17 protein-coding genes are annotated in these 20,181 nt (G+C 27.3%); 13 read left to right on the top strand and 4 right to left on the bottom strand.

Annotation, left to right across the window (positions count from 1 at the left end; all coding sequences use genetic code 11):
- The first annotated feature begins 388 nt into the window (after positions 1 to 388).
- The 8 genes from IC219_RS03015 to IC219_RS02980 all read left to right on the top strand — a co-directional run bounded on the left by IC219_RS03015 (position 389) and on the right by IC219_RS02980 (position 10,933).
- On the top strand, positions 389 to 1,741 hold the full coding sequence (locus IC219_RS03015; protein ID WP_227823988.1) for a uracil-xanthine permease family protein: 1,353 nt from the start codon (positions 389 to 391) through the stop codon (positions 1,739 to 1,741).
- A gap of 107 nt (positions 1,742 to 1,848) precedes the next feature.
- The gene (locus IC219_RS03010; protein ID WP_227830593.1) at positions 1,849 to 2,637 is read left to right on the top strand and encodes an FAD binding domain-containing protein; all 789 of its coding nucleotides are present in this window, start codon (positions 1,849 to 1,851) and stop codon (positions 2,635 to 2,637) included.
- Complete coding sequence (locus IC219_RS03005; RefSeq protein WP_227482580.1) at positions 2,637 to 4,937, top strand: xanthine dehydrogenase family protein molybdopterin-binding subunit; 2,301 nt, start codon at positions 2,637 to 2,639, stop codon at positions 4,935 to 4,937. Before IC219_RS03010 ends, IC219_RS03005 begins: the two co-directional genes overlap by 1 nt.
- Positions 4,938 to 5,077: 140 nt before the next feature.
- Positions 5,078 to 6,355, top strand: a complete 1,278-nt coding sequence (locus IC219_RS03000; protein ID WP_227830592.1) for an RNA-guided endonuclease InsQ/TnpB family protein — start codon at positions 5,078 to 5,080, stop codon at positions 6,353 to 6,355.
- 201 nt (positions 6,356 to 6,556) lie between these two features.
- Complete coding sequence (gene yqeC, locus IC219_RS02995) at positions 6,557 to 7,285, top strand: selenium cofactor biosynthesis protein YqeC (RefSeq protein ID WP_227830591.1); 729 nt, start codon at positions 6,557 to 6,559, stop codon at positions 7,283 to 7,285.
- Between the two features lie 106 nt (positions 7,286 to 7,391).
- Positions 7,392 to 7,961 carry a molybdenum cofactor cytidylyltransferase gene (mocA, locus tag IC219_RS02990; protein ID WP_227830590.1) on the top strand — a complete coding sequence of 190 codons (570 nt, stop codon included), beginning with the start codon at positions 7,392 to 7,394 and terminating at the stop codon, positions 7,959 to 7,961.
- Positions 7,958 to 8,977: a molybdopterin-binding protein gene (locus tag IC219_RS02985; protein ID WP_227482584.1), complete on the top strand. Its 1,020-nt coding sequence runs from the start codon at positions 7,958 to 7,960 to the stop codon at positions 8,975 to 8,977. Before mocA ends, IC219_RS02985 begins: the two co-directional genes overlap by 4 nt.
- Positions 8,978 to 9,307: 330 nt before the next feature.
- Positions 9,308 to 10,933: an ABC-F family ATP-binding cassette domain-containing protein gene (locus tag IC219_RS02980; protein ID WP_227434992.1), complete on the top strand. Its 1,626-nt coding sequence runs from the start codon at positions 9,308 to 9,310 to the stop codon at positions 10,931 to 10,933.
- 307 nt (positions 10,934 to 11,240) lie between these two features.
- Here IC219_RS02980 and IC219_RS02975 read toward each other — a convergent pair whose 3' ends face one another.
- Both IC219_RS02975 and IC219_RS02970 read right to left on the bottom strand, forming a co-directional pair.
- Complete coding sequence (locus tag IC219_RS02975; protein ID WP_227482586.1) at positions 11,241 to 11,381, bottom strand: hypothetical protein; 141 nt, start codon at positions 11,379 to 11,381, stop codon at positions 11,241 to 11,243.
- 190 nt (positions 11,382 to 11,571) lie between these two features.
- Positions 11,572 to 12,684 carry a tyrosine-type recombinase/integrase gene (locus IC219_RS02970; RefSeq protein ID WP_227482587.1) on the bottom strand — a complete coding sequence of 371 codons (1,113 nt, stop codon included), beginning with the start codon at positions 12,682 to 12,684 and terminating at the stop codon, positions 11,572 to 11,574.
- A 347-nt stretch (positions 12,685 to 13,031) separates the two neighbouring features.
- Between IC219_RS02970 and IC219_RS02965 the strand changes: the two genes are divergently transcribed.
- A complete protein-coding gene (locus IC219_RS02965; RefSeq protein ID WP_227434997.1) occupies positions 13,032 to 13,409 on the top strand; it encodes a BlaI/MecI/CopY family transcriptional regulator in 378 nt (125 codons plus the stop codon).
- Positions 13,410 to 13,990: 581 nt separating this feature from the next.
- On the opposite strand, the gene IC219_RS02960 is transcribed toward IC219_RS02965, so the two are convergent.
- A complete protein-coding gene (locus IC219_RS02960) occupies positions 13,991 to 14,254 on the bottom strand; it encodes a hypothetical protein (protein ID WP_227830589.1) in 264 nt (87 codons plus the stop codon).
- A 321-nt stretch (positions 14,255 to 14,575) separates the two neighbouring features.
- On the opposite strand from IC219_RS02960, the gene IC219_RS02955 reads away from it, so the two are divergent.
- The 4 genes from IC219_RS02955 to IC219_RS02940 all read left to right on the top strand — a co-directional run bounded on the left by IC219_RS02955 (position 14,576) and on the right by IC219_RS02940 (position 18,164).
- Positions 14,576 to 15,148: a hypothetical protein gene (locus IC219_RS02955; RefSeq protein ID WP_227435000.1), complete on the top strand. Its 573-nt coding sequence runs from the start codon at positions 14,576 to 14,578 to the stop codon at positions 15,146 to 15,148.
- A 101-nt stretch (positions 15,149 to 15,249) separates the two neighbouring features.
- Positions 15,250 to 16,248: a DUF4003 domain-containing protein gene (locus IC219_RS02950; RefSeq protein WP_227435001.1), complete on the top strand. Its 999-nt coding sequence runs from the start codon at positions 15,250 to 15,252 to the stop codon at positions 16,246 to 16,248.
- Between the two features lie 351 nt (positions 16,249 to 16,599).
- Positions 16,600 to 17,238: a lactate utilization protein gene (locus tag IC219_RS02945; protein WP_227435003.1), complete on the top strand. Its 639-nt coding sequence runs from the start codon at positions 16,600 to 16,602 to the stop codon at positions 17,236 to 17,238.
- Between the two features lie 26 nt (positions 17,239 to 17,264).
- Positions 17,265 to 18,164, top strand: a complete 900-nt coding sequence (locus IC219_RS02940) for a YegS/Rv2252/BmrU family lipid kinase (protein ID WP_227435009.1) — start codon at positions 17,265 to 17,267, stop codon at positions 18,162 to 18,164.
- 107 nt (positions 18,165 to 18,271) lie between these two features.
- On the opposite strand, the gene IC219_RS02935 is transcribed toward IC219_RS02940, so the two are convergent.
- Positions 18,272 to 19,936, bottom strand: a complete 1,665-nt coding sequence (locus IC219_RS02935) for a glutamine--tRNA ligase/YqeY domain fusion protein (protein WP_227435015.1) — start codon at positions 19,934 to 19,936, stop codon at positions 18,272 to 18,274.
- Positions 19,937 to 20,181: the final 245 nt, after the last annotated feature.

The raw sequence follows: 20,181 nt of genomic DNA, 5'->3' as shown, positions 1-20,181 counted from the left end.
AGTATGAGGTCACTTAAGATTAAAGTGGCATCTATAAAGTAGCGTTTATAGGTAAATGTTTAAAACTTACAAGATATAAATACTTATGAAAACTTATAACTTATAATGATTAAGATTGAAAGATTTAGATTGGATTAGAATTGTTGTAAAAAATTTTAAAGTCCATAGCTACAATACTCTTATATTTGTAAAGCACTATAGAACATATACAAAATAATAGAATAAATTTAATTGTTAATAATTAAATTTGTTGTACGTGATTTTTAAGTATAAAAACTTAAATGTATTACTGAGTATAGTAAGATTTATAAAAGTCATTTAATTTAATATATTAAATTTTTAAGTATTTATATAATTCAATAAGTTTTATGTAACGGGAGTTTTTATTATGAAAGCAAAAAGTACATCAAAATTTGAATTAGACGGAATACCACCACTAAAGGAAGCAATACCTTTGGGGTTACAACACTTAATGGCAATGGTAATAGGTAGCTGTTTACCAGCGATACTAGTTGCAAATGCGGCTGGACTTAATCATAAAATGTCTACACTATTAATTCAAGCTGCTTTAATTTTTGCAGGATTATCAACTTTGTTACAATTATATCCAATACCACTATTTAAAGGTTTTAAATTGGGAGGAGGAATACCAGTTATAATGGGAGCTACAGCAATGTTTATAGGAGCTGGAGTTTCTGTTGCAGGCAAGTATGGATTACCTGTCTTATTTGGCTCTCAAATAGTCGCTGGTATAGTGATAATCATAATTGGTTTTGGTCTTAAAAAAATAAGGTTTATATTTACCCCAGTCGTATCTGGTACTATAGTTGCATGTATGGGTCTTGGACTTTTTCCAATAGCTATAAAAAACTTAGCTGGAGGTATGGGTAATGAGACATTTGGACAACCAATTAATTTTATAGTTGGAATAGCTGTATCACTTATGATATTAGGATTAAATAAATATGGAAAAGGATTGTTTAAAGATGCATCAATATTAGTTAGCATAGTTTTTGGATATATTTTATCACTAATTTTGGGAATAGTAAATTTTTCTTCAATTCAAGAGTTTACTTTGGTTGCACTTCCAAAACCACTTGCTTTTGGATTGGATATAAAGCTTGAGGTTGTAGTAATGTTTTCAATAATATATTTGGTTGAAATAGCTGATATTATGGGAGCATGTACACTTTCTACAGTAGGAGGACTTAATAGACAAGTTACAGATGAAGAACTTTCTTCTGCTGTTTTAGGAAATGGAGTATTATCTACAATAGGAGCATTATTTTCTGCTACTCCAATGGGAATGTTTGGTCAGAATTCTGCAATCGTTTCTAATACAAAAATTATAAGTAAATTTGTATTAGCTATTGGAGGCATTGGATTATTTCTGGCGGGAGTATCACCTTTATTAGCTAATTTAATTAGAACAATACCTCCTTGTGTGGTTGGAGGAGCAACACTCGTAATATTTTCAACTCTTACAACATCTGGATTAAGACTTGTTAGTATGGATGGTTTTAATCAAGAAAATAGTATGATATTAGGTCTTTCTATGGCAACTGGGATAGGATTTATGGTAGTTCCTCAGGTTCTTGAAAAATCTCCAAAATTTATAGAAACACTACTTGCAGATTCAAGTGTAGTTTCAGGAGCTATGGTTGCTATAATAGTTCAAGGTTTATATATGATAAAATTTTCAAAAGGTAAGGACAATAAAAATAAAAAGGAAAATATATAGAGTAAAAAACTAATAGAATTAAATTAAGTTTACTATATATTTATAAAAATAAAGCAAAGTACTTAGTAGGTTTCAAGTTTTAATAAATATAATATAAGGGGGATAAGATGGTTACTATAAAAGAATATTCTGTTCCACAAAGCCTAGAAGAAGCATATAAAATTTTGATTTCTAAAAAAAATAATGTTATTTTAGGTGGTTGCGGATTTATAAAATTAAGCAATAAAAACATAGGAACAGCCATAGATTTAAAGGATATAAATCTAGACTATATAAAAGAGGATGAAAAAAATATACTAATAGGAGCAGATACATCTTTGAGAAGTTTAGAAATAAACAAAACTATTAAAAATTATTGTAGTGGAATAGTCTCAAGTGCTGTTTCTAATATAGTTGGTGTTCAATTTAGACAGGGTGCAAGAATTGGAGCTAGTGTATTTTCAAAGTATGGTTTTTCTGACTTGATTACAGCACTTTTAGTTGTTGGTGCGAAGGTAAGGTTATACAATAGTGGAATATTAGAGTTAAATGAGTTTTTGGATAGTGAATTAAATAAAGATATATTAATTGAGGTAATACTTCCTAAGAAAGATGCAGTAGCTGTATTTGATTCAATAAGAAAGTGTACAGGAGATTTTGCTATATTAAATTCAGCTATGTTAAAAGAAAATGATACTTATAAAATAGCAATTGGAGCAAGACCTCAAAGAGCTAAATTAGCACTTGAAGCAAGTCAAATATTGAGCAAAGAAAAGGATATAGATAAAGCATCTATTATTGTAGGTAAAGAATTAATTTATGGAAGTAATATGAGGGCAAGTAAAGAATATAGAATAGATATGGCAAGTGCACTGCTTAAGAGGATGTATAGTGCTATTGAGGGAGGTAATAAATAATGATTAATAAGGGGATAAGAAAGATAGATAGTACAGCAATTGTGACAGGAAAGCCACTATATACTGAAGACCTTATTATGCATAAAGATGTTTTGACTCTTAAACTTCTTAGAAGTCCACATGCACATGCCAAAATAAAGAATATAGACACGTCAAAAGCTGAAAAAATTCCAGGAGTTGTAGGAATTTATACCTATAAAGATGTACCACAAGTTAGATATTGTGTTCCAGGTCAAACAGAACCAGAAGCATCTCCTTATGATAGAGTTTTACTTGAGGATACAGTTAGATTTGTTGGAGATGAGGTAGCATTAGTAGCAGCAGAAGATGAAAAAACTGCACTTAAAGCTTTAAAAATGATAAAAGTAGAGTATGAGATTTTAAAGCCTGTATTTAATGCAAAAGAAGCAGAAGGAAATGAAGTTATTATACATCCAGAACAAGATATAGTAGAACCGTATCCTTTTGGATTAGATGCAAAAAATAATATAGTATCAAAAGAGTTTTTCGAGTTTGGTGATGTTGAGGCTAAGCTTAAAGAAAGTGAATTTGTGGTAGAAGCATCATATAAGACTCAAAGTCAATCACATTGTATGATGGAAACTCATAGGTCATATGCATATAAAGATATAAATGATAGGATTGTTGTTGTGTCATCATTACAATCACCACACAATGTAAAGAGAATACTTAGAAAAGTATTGGGGATTCCTTCTTCTAAAATAAGGGTGATAAAGCCTAGAATAGGTGGTGGATTTGGAGGAAAGAATATAGCAGCAACAGATATATTTACTGCATTTGTGACTATGAAAACTGGAAGACCAGCAAAATTTGTCTTTACAAGAAGTGAAACCTTTGTAGGTTCTAATAGTAGGCATGAAATGTTTTTTGATGTTAGAGTAGGTGCAGACAAAGAAGGAAATTTAAAGGCGATAGAATTAAAGTCACTAAATAATACAGGTGCCTATGGTGGTAATGGAGTTTCTGTTTCTTCAGAATCAGGTCATAATACATTACCAATATATAATGATATTGATGCTGTTAGATTTGATGCTAGAACAGTATATACTAATAGATTACCAGCAGGTGCACTTAGAGGTTATGGAGCTACACAAGGCATATTTGCAATAGATAGTGCTATTGATGAATTAGCCAATAAGATTGGTATAGATCCTCTTGAATTTAGAGTTAAAAACATAATAGATAGGTACACTAATGGAAAAGCAGCAGAAGAAGAAATTCTAAGCTGTGAATTAAAACAGTGTATAGAAAAAGGGAAAAAATTAATTAATTGGGATGATAAATACCCATGTAAAGATATAGGTAATAACAAGGTAAGAGCAGTAGGAATGGCAGTGGCAAATCATGGTTCTGGTATACCACGTGTAGATATGGCAACAGTGACTATACGAATGGACGAAGATGGGACATATAAGTTATTATCTGGTCTTGCTGATTTAGGTCAAGGTGCTGATACAATTCAAGCACAAATTGCTGCAGAGACTTTAAATACGACTGTAGATAGAATATCTGTTTATACAGGTGATTCAGACCTATGTCCATATGATACAGGTGCGTTTGCTTCTTGTACTACAACAGTTACAGGAAATGCAACAATAAAAACAGCAAATAAATTAAAAGAAATAATACTTTCAGTAGCAGAATCAAAACTAGAGTCTAAAAAAGAGGATTTAGAGTTAAGTAAAGATAGAGTTTTTGTTAAGAATGATGAGAGTAAATTTGTGTTATTAGAGGAATTAGGAAGAGAGTCAGTTGGAGGTATAGGGTTTTCAAGTGACGATGTACCAGTTGTTTTAGAAGCAACAGAATCATTTGGTATGTTAAAAAGAATAAAACCATTTATAGCAGGATTTGCTGAAATAGAACTAGATAAAAATACAGGAGAATATAAGGTAATAAATTTTGCATGTGTACCTGACTGTGGTACGGTTATAAATCCAACATTAGCGAGAATACAAGTAGAAGGTGGAGTAATGATGGGGATAGGGTTTGCAATGTATGAAGACCCTAAATTTGATAAAGATGGAAAGTTATTGACAGACAGTTTCTTGCAGTATAAGGTTCCTACAAAAAAAGAAGTAGGAAATATATTAGTAGATTTTGCTGATAATTTTGACCCAGGAGGGCCTTATGGAGCTAAATCTTTAGGAGAAATAGTTATACATACGCCAGCACCAGCAATTGCAAATGCAATTTTTAATGCTACTGGAGTTCGTATAAGAGAGCTTCCTATAACTTTTGAAAAAGTGTACATGGGGATGAAAAACAACAACAAATAAATTTAATAAATGATATACTATAAAAGTATAAATTTAAGTTATTTTGCAAAATAAAGTAATTTAATAGACATTATATATGGTGCTTTATAAAAATACCATATATAATGTCTAATAGAGTAGGAGTTAAAGGAGGTGAGTTTATGCCAAATAGAACAAAAAACATACATTATGGGACTCAGAGACAACAATTAAAAAATTTAACTAAGAAAGAATATCAGGCTTTGCGAGAGATGTGCTTTTTAGCAAAGAACTTGTATAATGTTGGTACATATAATGTCAGACAACACTACTTTAATCAAGGGGAGCATCTTAATTATGAAGCCAATTATCACGTATGTAAAGAAAATGAAAACTATAAACTACTCAATAGTAATGTAGCACAACAAATACTAAAAGAAGTTGATAGTTCATTTAGGTCATTTTTTGGTTTAATTAAATTAGCTAAAGAAGGCAAGTATGATTTTAGAGGAATAAAATCACCTAAGTATTTAGATAAAGAAGGATTTTTTAGTATAATAATAGGACAAATAAGAATTAAAGAGGATGGAATTTTAAATGTGCCTATGTCTCCCGTATTTAAAAAAATGTATGGAAAGGTGAGTATAAAAGTTCCAAATAATATATTAGACAAAAAAGTTAAGGAAATAAGAATAATACCTAAACATAAGGCTAGGTTCTTTGAAATTCAGTATTGTTATGAAATACCGAAATCAGAGGAAGTTTCAAATAAAAAAAATGCACTGGCAATAGATTTAGGTTTAGAAAACTTATGTACTTGTACTACCAACTTAGGTGATAGTTTTATTATAGATGGAAGAAGGCTTAAGTCTGTGAACCAATGGGCAAATAAGCAAAATGATAAAATAGAGGCTTTAAAATTAAAAAAGAATATAAGTTTAATTACAAGAAAACAATTTAAAGTATGGAATAAAAGAAATAATCAGGTTAAAGACTATGTAAATAAAACTTGCTTTTACATAATTGACTACTGTGTAAAAAATAATATTGGCAATTTGATTGTAGGATATAATGCTAAGTTAGAAAAAAGTGATAATATGGAAAAGAAAATATATAGAAATTTTATAAGAATTCCTTTTGGAGAGATAAAAGGAAAACTAGAGTATCTATGTAAAATAAAAAATATTAATTTCATTAGACAAGAAGAAAGTTATACTAGTAAATCAGATTTTTTTGCCAATGATTACCTTCCTGATATTAATTTGGATGATGTACAGAAACACAAATTTAAGGGAGAAAGAATAACACGTGGTCAATATAAATCTAGTGTGGGTATGATTATAAATGCGGATGTAAATGCAAGTCTTAATATATTAAAAAAATCACAAATAGTTGATTTATCTTACTTGCAGAATAATCCTCAGATGTTAAAGCAACCACAAAGAATAAGAATATCTTAATAATAATTAAAAGATAAACTGATAGCGTATAAGCTTACAGCTTAGCGGCGAATTGGATCCGCCTTGTTGTTTACAACAGAATCTATTTACTTTTTAGTTTATAGAATTTCAAAAATCACTTTTACTAAAACAGTTAAATTATAAATTTCAAATAAATCAAATTTAGGATATTTAAAAGAAATATTTATGAGAGGTGAAAGTGTGAAATTATCAGATATGATAGGAGAAAATGAAATAATAACTGTAGTTGGAGCAGGAGGAAAAACTTCATTTATAAAATACTTTGCGAATTTTTATAGAGATAAGCTAAAAGTTTTACTTACAACAACTACTAAAATATATTTACCTGATGAAAAAGACTATGACAATATATTTATGACAATAGATGGAACTTCTATTCCATCTATTTGTCATGGAGTAACAGTATGTGGAAGCTGTATAAATAATGAAAATAAAATAGTAGGAATCAAGTTATCTGATTTAGAAAAAATGATAGACAAATTTGATTTGGTATTGATAGAAGGTGATGGTTCAAAGAGAAAAAAACTTAAAGGTTGGAATGATGGAGAACCAGTAGTATATTGTAAAACTACAAAAACTATAGGTATATTAGATATAACTTCATTTGGAATGGATATTAATGAAGAAAATATACATAGGTTAGATGAATTTAAAAAAATAACTAATTTAAATATGCGTAATATAAATGATAATTCTACAGTAAATCTTGATAATTTAAAAAATGTAGTATTAAATCCAAAAGGATTGTTTAAAAATTATCATGGAAAAAAAATATTATTTATTAATAAAGTCGAAAATGAAATGTATGAAAGTTTAGCTATAAATTTAATTAAAATTATTAAAGAGCATGAAAGTGAAATAGACATATTTTATGGAAGTATAAAACAAAATTTTTGTATAAGATATTGAAGTATTAAAATAATTTATGTGATATTATATATATAGATAATATAAATAAAGATACTATAAAATCATAACAATATCAATACATTATAAATGTTAAGGAATGATATATATGATAAATGCAGTAATAATGGCGTCAGGATTTGCCAGAAGAATGGGAGAAAATAAACTTTTACTGGAATATGATGGATGTTCCATAATAGAACATGTACTTAAAGCAGTTAGTAAAATTAATTTTCATCAAGTTGTAGTTGTAAGTCAATATAAAGAAGTTTTAGCATTGTGCAATAAATATGGCTTTAAATATGTAGATAATAAAGATGCAAATATAGGTCAGAGTGAATCCATAAAATTGGGCATTTTAAATAGCTCAAAATGTGATGGATATATGTTTTTTGTGGGAGACCAACCATTTATTGATGATTTATATATAGATAAAATTATAAATACTTTTAAATTAGATAGAGATTTTATAGTAATTCCAAGATGCAAAGATGTATGTGGAAATCCAGTTATATTTCCATTTAGTAAAAAAGAGGAATTATTGGCACTTAAAGAAGATGAAAAAGGGAAAACTATTTTAAAAAATTCATCAAAAATAAAATATGTAGAAGTTCCCGAAAAAATGTTATTAGATATTGATACAAAAGTGGATTATGAAAGAATAGGGGGCAAATTATGAAATTAATAAAAACTATAGATGCTGTTGGACAAGTTTTATGTCATGACATTACTCAAATAATACCAGGAGAATTTAAAGGAAGAAAATTTAAAAAGGGACATGTAGTAAAAGAAGAAGACATTCCAGTTTTATTATCTCTTGGTAAAGACAACTTATATGTATGGGAAAAATCAGAGGGAATGATTCATGAAAATGAAGGAGCTTTATTTTTAAAAGAATTAACTGCTGGAGAAAATTTAGATTTCAGTGAAATAAAAGAAGGAAAGATAGATTTTATAGCAGCATGTGATGGGCTTTTAAAAATAGATGTCGATGCACTTTTTGATTTAAATTGTGTTGGCGAAATAATGATGGCAACTCTTCATAATAATTTTGTAGTAAATAAAGGGTTGAAAGTAGCTGGAACAAGAGTCATACCTTTAGTTATAGATGAGAAAAAACTAGAAGAGGCAAAAAAAGTAGTTGATAACAGAAAGATAGTCAATGTGATACCTTTTAAACCTAAAAAAGTAGGAATTGTTACCACTGGTAATGAAGTGTTTTACAGTAGAATTGTTGATAAATTTGGACCAGTAATAGAAGAAAAAGTAAAGGGGTTTGGATGTGAAGTTATAGGTCAAACTATATGTCCAGATGATAAGGATATCATAAAAAATGCAATAAAAGAATTTATAAGTCAAGGAGCAGAACTTATCTGTTGTACTGGTGGAATGAGTGTAGACCCAGATGATGTCACACCAACAGCTATAAAAGAGACTGGAGCTGATTTAGTTACATATGGGTCACCAATATTACCAGGAGCAATGTTTTTACTTGCTTACTATGGAGAAGTTCCAATTATGGGTATACCAGGGTGTGCAATGTATCATAAAACTACAGTGTTTGATATAGTTCTATCTAGGATTTTAATAGATGAAAAACTTGACAAATATGATATAGCTAAATATGGTCATGGTGGTCTTTGTATGAACTGTGATGTATGTACTTACCCTGCATGTAATTTTGCTAAAATATAAAACCATAAAAATAGAGTACTTACAAACTTAGGTACTCTTTTTAAGTATTAATTATACAGAAAATATATTTTTACTAATAGCTAAAACAGTTTAAAGATTCAAATAAAGTATTTAGAGTGTGTAAAAGAATTAATAAAGTTGCAATTTGATTTTTTTATAAGTATAATATAATAGATTGTTAATTTTTATGAAACTTACAATCTTTAATACAATTTTAATAAATATTTCACGAATTTGGTATAAAAAATATGCTGTTTACGTGAGAATAAAAATGTTATCAAAATTTTATGATAAAATAAATTATGAACAAAAAGAAAGGAAAATACATTAATGTTACAAGTTACAGGTGTTGGACTTAGATTTGGTGATAAGGAACTATTTAAAGATGTTAACTTAAAATTCACTAAAGGAAATTGCTATGGAATAATAGGAGCTAATGGTGCGGGAAAATCTACTTTTTTAAAAATATTATCAGGAGAAATAGAACCAAATACAGGGAATGTGTCTATAACTGATAAAGAAAGAATGTCAGTTTTAAAACAGGACCACTTCGAATATGAGGAAGAAACTGTTTTAAATGTTGTTATAAGAGGTCATGAAAGACTTTGGAGTATAATGCATGAAAAAGATGCTTTATATATGAAAGAAGATTTCAGCGAAGAAGATGGAATAAAAGCTGCTGAACTTGAAGGTGAGTTTGCAGAACTTGATGGATGGGATGCAGAAACTAACGCTGAAAAAATACTTATGGGTCTTGGTATAACTAAGGATATGCATTACAAACAAATGAAAGAATTAGTTGGTGGAGAGAAGGTTAAAGTGTTATTAGCACAATCACTTTTTGGAAAACCTGAAATACTATTAATGGATGAGCCTACAAACCACTTGGATTTTAAATCAATAAATTGGTTAAATAATTTTATAATGGATTTAGAAGAGTCTATAGTTATAATAGTATCACATGATAGACATTTCTTAAATCAAATATGTACTAATATAGTTGATGTTGACTTTGGTAAAATACAGATGTATGTTGGAAACTACGACTTCTGGTATGAATCAAGTCAATTAGCATTACAACTTGCTAAAGACCAAAACAAAAAGACTGAGGAAAAGATAGCTCAATTAAAGGAATTCATAGCTAGATTTAGTTCTAATGCTTCAAAAGCTAAACAAGCTACATCTAGAAAGAAACAATTAGACAAATTAGAAATTGAAGATATACAACCATCAAGAAGAAGATATCCATATGTAGGATTTACACCTGCTAGGGAAATTGGTAATGAAGTTTTAGAAGTACACAATTTAACTAAAACTATAGATGGAGTTAAAGTACTTGATAATGTTTCATTTAGATTGGATAGAGATGACAAAGTAGTATTTATGGGTGATGAAATAGCTACTACTGCACTTTTAAATATAGTTATGGGAGAACTTGAACCAGATAGTGGAGAATATAAATGGGGAGTAACTACTTCTCAAGATTATCTTCCAAAAAACCATAATAAGTTTTTTGATGGAGTAGAGTATTCTCTAGTTGACTGGCTTAGACAGTTTTCTGAAGAAAAAAGTGAGAGTTTTATAAGAGGATTTTTAGGTAGAATGTTATTCTCTGGAGAAGAAGCTTTAAAAGAAGCTCAAGTTATATCTGGAGGAGAAAAAGTTAGATGTATGCTTAGTAAGCTAATGCTTTCAAATGCAAATGTACTTGTGTTAGATGACCCTACTAACCACTTAGACTTAGAAAGTATAACTTCTGTTAACAAAGGACTTGAAAAATTCCCTGGGGTGCTTTTATTTACTTCTCATGACCATGAGTTTATATCTACTATAGCAAATAGAATTATAGAGATAACTCCAAATGGAATAATGGATAGAAAGATGGATTTTGATGAGTATTTAGAAAGTAAAGAGATACAAGACCAATTAGCTAAAATGTATGGGAAAGATAAATAATTGTTAGTTTAAATATTATTTTTACTAATTATAATTATTAGAATAAAAACCTTTTAATGTTTGAGAATACGCTATAGAAGTATCTAGGTATTTAATCAAATATTAGGAGGTTTTTTATTTAGTATATATATTGTAGTAAATAGGGTTGTAGAGATGACTCAAACAGAACTACGGATAGAAAGATGTATGGATTTTTATTATAAAAAGTACATGTCTCCAAATCAAAATTGATTGTTTACATTGTGTCAAATTACAATAATGTTTGGAGACATAATAAGAAGAAGTTATATAATATAATTTCATAAGTCTATAGACATTCTCTTTTATGATAATGTATTTTTTGTAAGGTTATAGGCGTTACTTTTTCATCATAAAAATCTTCTGCTTTACTAGTAACAATACCACCTAAGCTACAAATGATTTTAACTGTTGTGTTACGTGCTTCCATAAAAATTTCATCAACATCTTGAGAAAATAAATTAAGTTTATAACGCTAAAACTATTTTGTAATAAATATATTTTAACTCTTCTATTATAAAATTAAATTTGAATATTAATTTAACTTTAATTTTATTAGTAGTAAAAATTAATTTTATAGATGATAAAGGCTAGAGTAGTTATAATTAAAAAATGTAATATTAGTTGGCATTAAATAAGTTCTCAGAAATTTTGTCAGATGCTTCTTTATCCATTTCTTTTAGAACATGGGAATAAACATTTAAGGTTGTATTTATATTTGAATGACCAACTCTTTCTGAGATAACTTTTATAGGTACCTTAGAATTTATAAGTAAAGTAACATGTGAATGTCTTAAATCATGAAATCTAATGTGTGGCAAGTCATTCTTTTCTAAAAATCTTTTGAATTTTTTACTCATAACATCTTCAGCAATAGGTTCACATTTTTTATTGAAAAATAACAAGTCATGACTATTTCTAATAGAAGACTTTAATAAGTTTTTATTTTGTTTTATTTTATATTCCTTTAGTAAAAAGATTAATTCCTTTGGAGCAGATATTTTTCTAATAGAGCTTTCAGTCTTTGGTTCTTTAAGAATTACAGAGCCATTAATTCGAGCTGTTATCTTATTTACAGTTATTGTATTCTCTTCAAAATCAATATTATCCCAAGTCAAACCTAAAACTTCTGAAATTCTAAGACCTAAACCAACTGCTAAATTAATAGGTAATTCCATATATGTATTTTTTGACAATTTCAACAATTTTATCATTTGTTCTTTGTCATAAATTTCATTTTTAAATTTTTTATATCTTGGAGCTTCTATATTATCCATAATATTTTCTTTTACTAATTTGAGTCTATATGCTCTTTTTATTGCAAGTTTCAATATATTTATATGAATCTTAATTGATTGAGGATTCAATTTATGAGATAGTTTATCAATGTAGTTCTGTATATGAATTGGATGTAAATCCTGTATTTTATATTTACCAATAGAGGGATTAATATAATTCTTACAAATACTAACATAATTGTTGTATGTAGCTAATGATATATTTTCACTGTACTTTTTTAAAAAATCTAATAGAAATTCTGAGACAGTGATTTCGTTTGGAATTAAAAAGCCATCTTTATACAGACTTTCTTTTACTTCATTTAACCTTTTGCTCGCATCTCTTTTTTTATCAAAAATACCCATGTTCTTTTGTTTTCTTTTTCCAGTATCTTCATCTGTAAATTCAAGATAAACTACATAATTCTTGTTTCGTTTTCTAATAAATGCATTCATATATAACCCACCAATCAAAATTTTATACATTTATTATAACATATGGATAAACTCAAAAATAGTTTTTGAAATAAATTTATGGCTATTTCAAATATTGATATTTATTGATTATAAAATGAGTATATTATCTTAAATATTAGAATTTTAATTTGATAATCTGTTATACTTATATATATAAATAAAATTTATTATTTACTTTTGGGTTTTTTATGTTTGATTGGTACTGAAAATATAAGTTTTTTATATTAATAAATTTGAATTGTATATTTTGAATAAAACCTTTGACTGGGAAAGTTTATTAATATAGTATTTAATTATGTATAAGTTTGAGAGGAGTGTAAAATCATATGACTATTACTAAAATACCACCAGCGGAATTAAAGGTCATGAAATTTATTTGGGGATCAGATTTTACAGTAACATCAAAAGATGTCATTGAAGCTATGGAAAAACTATATGATTGGAAGCAAACTACAACACTAACACTTTTATCAAGATTAGTAAATAAGAAGTTCTTAGATGCTAAAAAGATAGATAGACATACACATTATACAGTTATTATTGGAGAAGCTGAATATTTACATTTTGAAACAAAAACTTTTCTAGATAATATGCATGGAAGTTCTATTGAAAGCTTTATGAAAGCATTGTTCAAAAAGGGGGTAAATGAGGAGGAATTAAATTCTGTTGAAAAATGGGTAAAAGACATTAAGAAAGATGAATAGTTTGTTTGAGATTAATAGCAAGAATAACTTTAAACATATATTTTTTGTAGTAATTGTATGTTTAAATGTATGAACATTTAAGCATTTAATAGTATATAAAAACTAAGGCTTATTAGTTATTTTTAAGATGAATTTAATTATCATAAAATAAATAGTTTTTACAATAATTAGTAAAATGAATTAAAAGTGAAGTAAACTGTAAAATACATAGATTTATTTATTAAGTATCCCTAGTTTTCTAATGCATTTTAATACTATAAGTCTAATATAAAATCAAATTTATTGATATTTAATTTTATATTAGACTTATAGTTAATCGGAGCTTAGCTAAATATCGATTATTAAAATAGAAAACTAAAATTTTTTTATTATTTATACAAATTGATTATTTTTTAGGTATATTAAAAGTTGTAATTTTATTTTTATATTGATTATTTATAGTATATTAAATGACAATGTATTAGATTGTCTTGTTGTTTAAATGAGTATTTATAAGTATAAAATAAATATTACTAAAATAGATATTAATAGCCATTAAAATAAAAAGAAAAGTTCCTAATTTTTAGGAACTTTTTATTTGTTTAGTATAATGTATGAGTTTTTGCTTCAGCAATAGCTCTTGCTGCACTTTTAGGATTTTCTATATTATCTTTTTTATAGAAATTAATTACTTCTTCTAAATCTTTATTTTCAATGTCATCTTTTCTATTTTCAAGAATATAATTTATGATTGATTCGTTTATAAAGTTTGATAAATCTGTATTTTCATTATTAGTCATTTTGTATACTTCTTGTAATAAAATTTCATTAACTTCAACTGTAATTTGTTTTGTATTTTTTATCATATTAATCACCTCTTAAAAAAATTATAGCATTTCAAAAAAATAAAATCAATATGTTTTAAAATTATAGAATTTTAATTCTTAAATTCTTAAAAATAGAAAAATTAAATAGAAGTGGTTTTGAGCTATTAAAAAGATTAATAAAAAAAATATTTAGTCATAAAAGCCTTATACTATATGATTCTAAGATGAAGGATTTATAAAGGTTTAGGGTGAATTAAGTATAAGACAACTTCTTAAAGCAAATGAGTATGGCATTTAAATCTAAATGTAGACATATAATATTAAATATGCTAATATATCAAAATAATAAGGGGGGAATTTATGAAGCTTAAAGAAGCATTGATTACATGTGTTGTATGTAGTGTATGTTTAACTCCATTATTGGTAAATGGAGAAACAAAAATAGATGCAGAGCATTGTAAAGAATCTATAGTAAATATAGATACTATAGTAACTTCAGGTAAAAACTTTAATTCTAAATATAATCAAGGTATGGAAGACTATAAAAGCAGTGATGAGTATAAATTGAAAGTGCAAAAAGAGAGACTAGAAAACCAGCTAGGAATCAAAATAAAGGATTTAATTCCTATAACATTTGAAGTGAGTTATTATACCAGCCTTAACCAAGAAAATGGATATGGAGCTATAACTGCTACAGGAGATGATTTAGAAGATGGTTTTGTGGCAAACAATCACTTAAGTTTTGGAACTAAGATTATTGTAGATGGTAAAGTAAAAACCGTTATGGATAGGGGGTCTAGTAAGTATTTTAGTAATTCTAATGCGATAGATGTATTTGTACCCAAATGGAGTAACGAAAGTGAATCAGAGTATTATGACAGGGTTAATAATATGGGAAGGCACTATAAAAAAGGATACATCATTATGGAATAATAGTTCTTCTTCAAGTAATATGTATTGATTGCAATATTTATTACATATATAATAGATATTAAGTTAATTAATACAACAATGTATATTACTGGGAGGGCAATATGGAACAAACTTTTATAAATGGGAAAATAAACTTATTAATGGAAAATTATAAAGCATTAAATGAAGTTAAAGGTTCTTGGCAAATGGGGTTAATTCAACATAGTTGTGCACTTGCATTTACGCTTAAGAACAAGAGGATAAGCCCTAGATTAGTAGAAGAGCGAATAGAGCTTATTAAAAAAAATACTGGATTATTCTCTAACTTTAGAGGATATAACATATTTTATATTGCAACACTACTTTCATTTGAATCAAATCCAGAAAGTAGTTTTAAGATGATTTTAGAGATATATAAAAATCTTAAAAATGAAAAGTTTTGGGGAGATACATATTTACCACTTACAGCATCAATAGTCTATGAAAATAGAGATAAAATGGATTATATTACATGTATATCAAAAATGAAAACAGTATACGAATATATGAGGAAAAAACATCCATTTTTAACATCTAGTGATGACTATTGTAATATAGCACTTATTGCAATTCATTCAAAAAATTTAGAAGAAGATTTAGAATACATAGAAAAATGCTATGAATTTCTAAATAAAAATGGTTTTTATAAAGGCAATGACTTACAAGCACTATCTCAAATTCTTTTATTTAGCGAAGATAGAACAATGGGTAAATGCAAAAAAACTATTGAACTTAAAAAAGCATTTAAAGAGAATGATTGTAAGTTAAATTATTATGGGTATCCAATAATAGGAGCAATTTCGTTATTAGATTATAAAGAAAATGAAATAATAGAAAATATAAAAAATGTTTCAAATAGACTTAAAGAAGAAAAAGGTTTTGGGAATTGGTCTTTAGGAAAAAGCAATAGAGTAATGATTAGTTCTGCTGTTGTGGCTTCTATTTATGCAGATTCAATACAAAAAGAAAATAATATAGATTCTATAGCTAATAATATATTTTTAAATATTATTATTGCTATTCAAGTTGCTTGTGTAATGGCAGCTACAAGTGCAGCTATAGCATCTTCTTCATCAAATTAGTGACATTATTTATTAAAATTGGATATAATAAACTTAATAATACAATTTATATGTTTAAAAAAGAATATGATATTACACTTAAATTAATTGTGATATTTAATAAAATAAAGCATATAATTAATATATAGATTTCAGAAAATATATAATACTACATACAATATAGGGAAAGTAGAAAAATACATCTACTTTCCTTTTTAATTATAAATTATGAGTTAGTCTTATAAAAAAATTTATGGAAAATTTATTTAAAGTTTTATATTGTATTTTTTCTTAGATGTACTAAAATAAAACTATAAAGAAAATAAAATTTATAACAAACTAATACATATTGAAAATAAGGGGGAAGTTGAGATGGATCAAAATCTAAATTGGCTTAAAGAAAAAAGAATAGAAAAAACAATAAAATCTCTAGAAAGTAATAACATGAAAGGGTATCTAGTAAATAATAAAGAAGAGCTTCTTAAAAAAATTGAAGAAATAGTAGAAGTAGGTTCTTTAGTAGGTTGTGGTGGCTCTATGACTTTATTTGAGACAGGAGTTATTGACTTTATAAGAGAAAAATATGATTTTCTTGATAGATATGCAAAAGATATTAAACCAGAAGAAATGAAAGAAATATACAGAAAATCATTTTGTGCAGATGCTTATTTTACAAGTACTAATGCAATAACAGAAAATGGAGAGCTCTATAATTTAGATGGAAATGGAAATAGAGTAGCTGCTATGATATATGGACCAGACAAAGTAATAGTTGTAGCAGGTGTAAATAAAATAGTTAAAGATGTAGATGAAGCTATAAAAAGAACTAAAACAATAGCCGCTCCAGCAAATTGCAAGAGACTGAATACAAATACTGGATGTAAGACTACTGGCATATGTATAGATTGTTCAAGTCCAGGAAGAATTTGCTGTAGCTATACACTTATAAAAAGACAATTAGCACCAGAAAGAATACATGTAATTTTCTTAAACGAGGACTTTGGATATTAAAAGAATAAAATAAGTAAGGAGAAATAATGAAAAAAGTAAAACTTATATACAATCCTAATTCAGGTGAAAAAAAAATATTATCAAATTTAGATACTATTATAGAATTATATCAAAAACAAAATTATTTATTGATACCCTATAGATTGAATATTAAAGAGCCTGTAAATAATGCATTTAAAGAAGTAGATAGTTCCTATGACCATATACTAATAGCAGGTGGCGATGGAACTATAGATTTAGTTGTAAATTCAATGAAAGAGTTAGATATAAAGATTCCAATCGGAATTTTACCTACAGGAACTGCAAATGATTTTTCAAATGCTCTTCAAATTCCATTTGATATAAAAGAAGCTATAAAGGAAATCATAAATTCAAAGCCAAAGAAAATAGACATAGGGAAGGTAAATAATAAATACTTTATAAATGTCGCAAGTGCAGGTATGTTTACTGATGTATCACAAAGAATAAGCACAGACTTAAAGAATTCGTTTGGAAGAATTTCTTATTATATAAAGGGAATAGAAGAAGCATTGTATATGAGGAAGTTTAAGATAAAAGTATATTCCAAAGAGATGAATTATGATGGAGATATGTATCTTATGCTGATTTTTAATGGAAAAACAGCAGGAAATATAAATTTAGCATATAAAGCTGAAATAGATGATGGATATTTAGATGTAATTATTTTTAAAGGAATGCCAATTCCAAAATCAATACCAGTTTTGATAAGTGTGCTTAGAGGTGATTACTTAGATCAATATAATGGAAATGAAATATTGTATTTTAAAACTAAAAAAGTAGATATAGAATGTAAAGATTCTCTTATAACAGACATTGATGGGGAAAAAGGTCCAGATTTTCCTCTCAATATAGAATGTATAAAAGATGGAATAGAGGTTATGGGAATCTGTAGTGGAAAAAGTTAATTATTTAAAATAAATGATGAAGACTAAAATAAAAAATTACTTCTAACTAAATTTATTTATAGTAGAAGTAATTTATATCTTAAGTCTTCATTTTTTAGTTATAACAATTATTTAGCAGGTTTAAAAGAGCTTTTTAAAGGAACTATTCTATTGAACACAAGTTTTTCCTTAGTTGTATATTTATTATCTATACTAAAGAACCCATTTCTAACAAATTGGAATTTATCAAAAGGTTTAGCATCTTTTACTTGTGTAGGCTCAACGAAACCTTGTAATATTTCTAATGAATTAGGATTTATCTGTTCTAAGAAATGCTTTCCTTCATTTTCAGGTAAATCATCAAGAATCAATGGCTCAAACAATCTAAATTCACATGGTATAGCTGATTTAGCATCAACCCAATGTATTGTAGATTTTACTTTACGACCTGTAAATCCAGAACCACTCTTAGTTTCAGGGTCATAAGTACCATGTATTTCAACTACATTTCCATTTTCATCCTTAATTACATCCGTACATTTTACGAAATAAGCTCCTTTTAAACGAACTTCATTTCCTGGGAAAAATCTGAAATATTTTTTAATAGGTTCTTCCATAAAATCATCTTGTTCTATATATAATTCTCTAGAAAAAGGAACTAATCTTTTACCTTGAGATTCATCTTTAGCATTGTTTTCTATTTCAAGCATTTCAACCTTATCTTCTGGGTAGTTGGTTATAACTAGCTTTAAAGGTCTTAAAACTCCCATAGCAAGTGGAGCCTTTGGCTGTAAGTTTTCTCTTAGGAAATAATCAAGCATTTGACTGTCTACTGTAGAGTTAACTTTCGATACTCCTATTTCACTACAAAAATTACGTAAAGCTTCAGCAGTATATCCCTTACGTCTAATTCCAGATATAGTAGGAACACGAGGGTCATCCCAACCATCAACAATTCCTTCGTCTACAAGTTGTTTTAATTTTCTTTTACTCATAACAGTATTGTTTATGTTAAGTCTAGCAAATTCTATTTGTCTAGGTACATTTTCCATTTCACATTCTCTGACAAACCAGTCATAAAGAGGTCTTTGGTCTTCAAACTCCAAAGTACATATAGAGTGAGTTATTCCTTCAATTGCATCTTCAATTGGATGGGCAAAAGCATACATAGGATATATACACCATTTATCTCCTGTATTATGATGTGTTGAATGAGCTATTCTGTATATAATTGGGTCTCTAAGGTTTATATTTGGAGAAGACATATCTATTTTAGCTCTTAATGTTTTTTCTCCATCTTTAAATTCACCATTTTTCATTCTTTCAAATAAATCTAGGTTTTCTTCAATAGTTCTATTTCTATAAGGGCTTTCTTTACCAGGTTCAGTAAGAGTGCCACGATACTCCCTCATTTCATCTTGTGTTAATTCACACACATAAGCTTTACCTTTTTTTATTAGGATTAAAGCTCTTTTGTACATTTCATCAAAGTAGTTAGATGCAAAATTTAATTCATTCCAATCAAATCCTAACCACTTAACATCTTCTTTTATGGATTCTACATATTCAACATCTTCTTTTAATGGATTTGTATCATCAAATCTTAAATTAGCCTTTCCATTAAATTCTTTAGCTAGTCCAAAGTTAAGACATATACTTTTTGCATGACCAATATGTAAATATCCGTTTGGTTCAGGTGGAAAACGAGTTATTATACTGTCATGTTTTCCTGTTTCTAGGTCATTTATAATAATATTTTTTATAAAGTTAGATGAGTTCGTTTCATTTGACATATTTTCATACCTCCTATTTAATTTGCTTATAATACAGAACACTACACTGTATTGCATAATATTAATTTTAATCCAAGATTAGAAAAAAATAAAGGTGTAATTAAGAGTATTATGCAAAATATTAACTTTTATACTAAAAACATGTTTTTTTACAGTTTATTTACAAAAAAGCAGATTAGTTGAATTAATCTTTAAAAGACTGTATTATAATATGTATATTGTTAAGAATATTATGTGAAGTTAGT

The organism is Clostridioides sp. ES-W-0018-02, from assembly GCF_020658175.1.
Lineage (GTDB): Bacteria > Bacillota > Clostridia > Peptostreptococcales > Peptostreptococcaceae > Clostridioides.
The sequence above is the reverse complement of the archived record's forward strand: the minus strand, read 5'-3'. Positions and strand labels throughout refer to the sequence as shown.

Coding starts and splice junctions, on each gene's coding strand:
- IC219_RS03015 (WP_227823988.1), top strand. CDS start 389: ATGAAAGCAAAAAGTACATCAAAATTTGAATTAGACGGAATACCACCA.
- IC219_RS03010 (WP_227830593.1), top strand. CDS start 1,849: ATGGTTACTATAAAAGAATATTCTGTTCCACAAAGCCTAGAAGAAGCA.
- IC219_RS03005 (WP_227482580.1), top strand. CDS start 2,637: ATGATTAATAAGGGGATAAGAAAGATAGATAGTACAGCAATTGTGACA.
- IC219_RS03000 (WP_227830592.1), top strand. CDS start 5,078: ATGCCAAATAGAACAAAAAACATACATTATGGGACTCAGAGACAACAA.
- mocA (WP_227830590.1), top strand. CDS start 7,392: ATGATAAATGCAGTAATAATGGCGTCAGGATTTGCCAGAAGAATGGGA.
- IC219_RS02985 (WP_227482584.1), top strand. CDS start 7,958: ATGAAATTAATAAAAACTATAGATGCTGTTGGACAAGTTTTATGTCAT.
- IC219_RS02980 (WP_227434992.1), top strand. CDS start 9,308: ATGTTACAAGTTACAGGTGTTGGACTTAGATTTGGTGATAAGGAACTA.
- IC219_RS02975 (WP_227482586.1), bottom strand. CDS start 11,381: ATGGAAGCACGTAACACAACAGTTAAAATCATTTGTAGCTTAGGTGGT.
- IC219_RS02970 (WP_227482587.1), bottom strand. CDS start 12,684: ATGAATGCATTTATTAGAAAACGAAACAAGAATTATGTAGTTTATCTT.
- IC219_RS02965 (WP_227434997.1), top strand. CDS start 13,032: ATGACTATTACTAAAATACCACCAGCGGAATTAAAGGTCATGAAATTT.
- IC219_RS02960 (WP_227830589.1), bottom strand. CDS start 14,254: ATGATAAAAAATACAAAACAAATTACAGTTGAAGTTAATGAAATTTTA.
- IC219_RS02955 (WP_227435000.1), top strand. CDS start 14,576: ATGAAGCTTAAAGAAGCATTGATTACATGTGTTGTATGTAGTGTATGT.
- IC219_RS02950 (WP_227435001.1), top strand. CDS start 15,250: ATGGAACAAACTTTTATAAATGGGAAAATAAACTTATTAATGGAAAAT.
- IC219_RS02945 (WP_227435003.1), top strand. CDS start 16,600: ATGGATCAAAATCTAAATTGGCTTAAAGAAAAAAGAATAGAAAAAACA.
- IC219_RS02940 (WP_227435009.1), top strand. CDS start 17,265: ATGAAAAAAGTAAAACTTATATACAATCCTAATTCAGGTGAAAAAAAA.
- IC219_RS02935 (WP_227435015.1), bottom strand. CDS start 19,936: ATGTCAAATGAAACGAACTCATCTAACTTTATAAAAAATATTATTATA.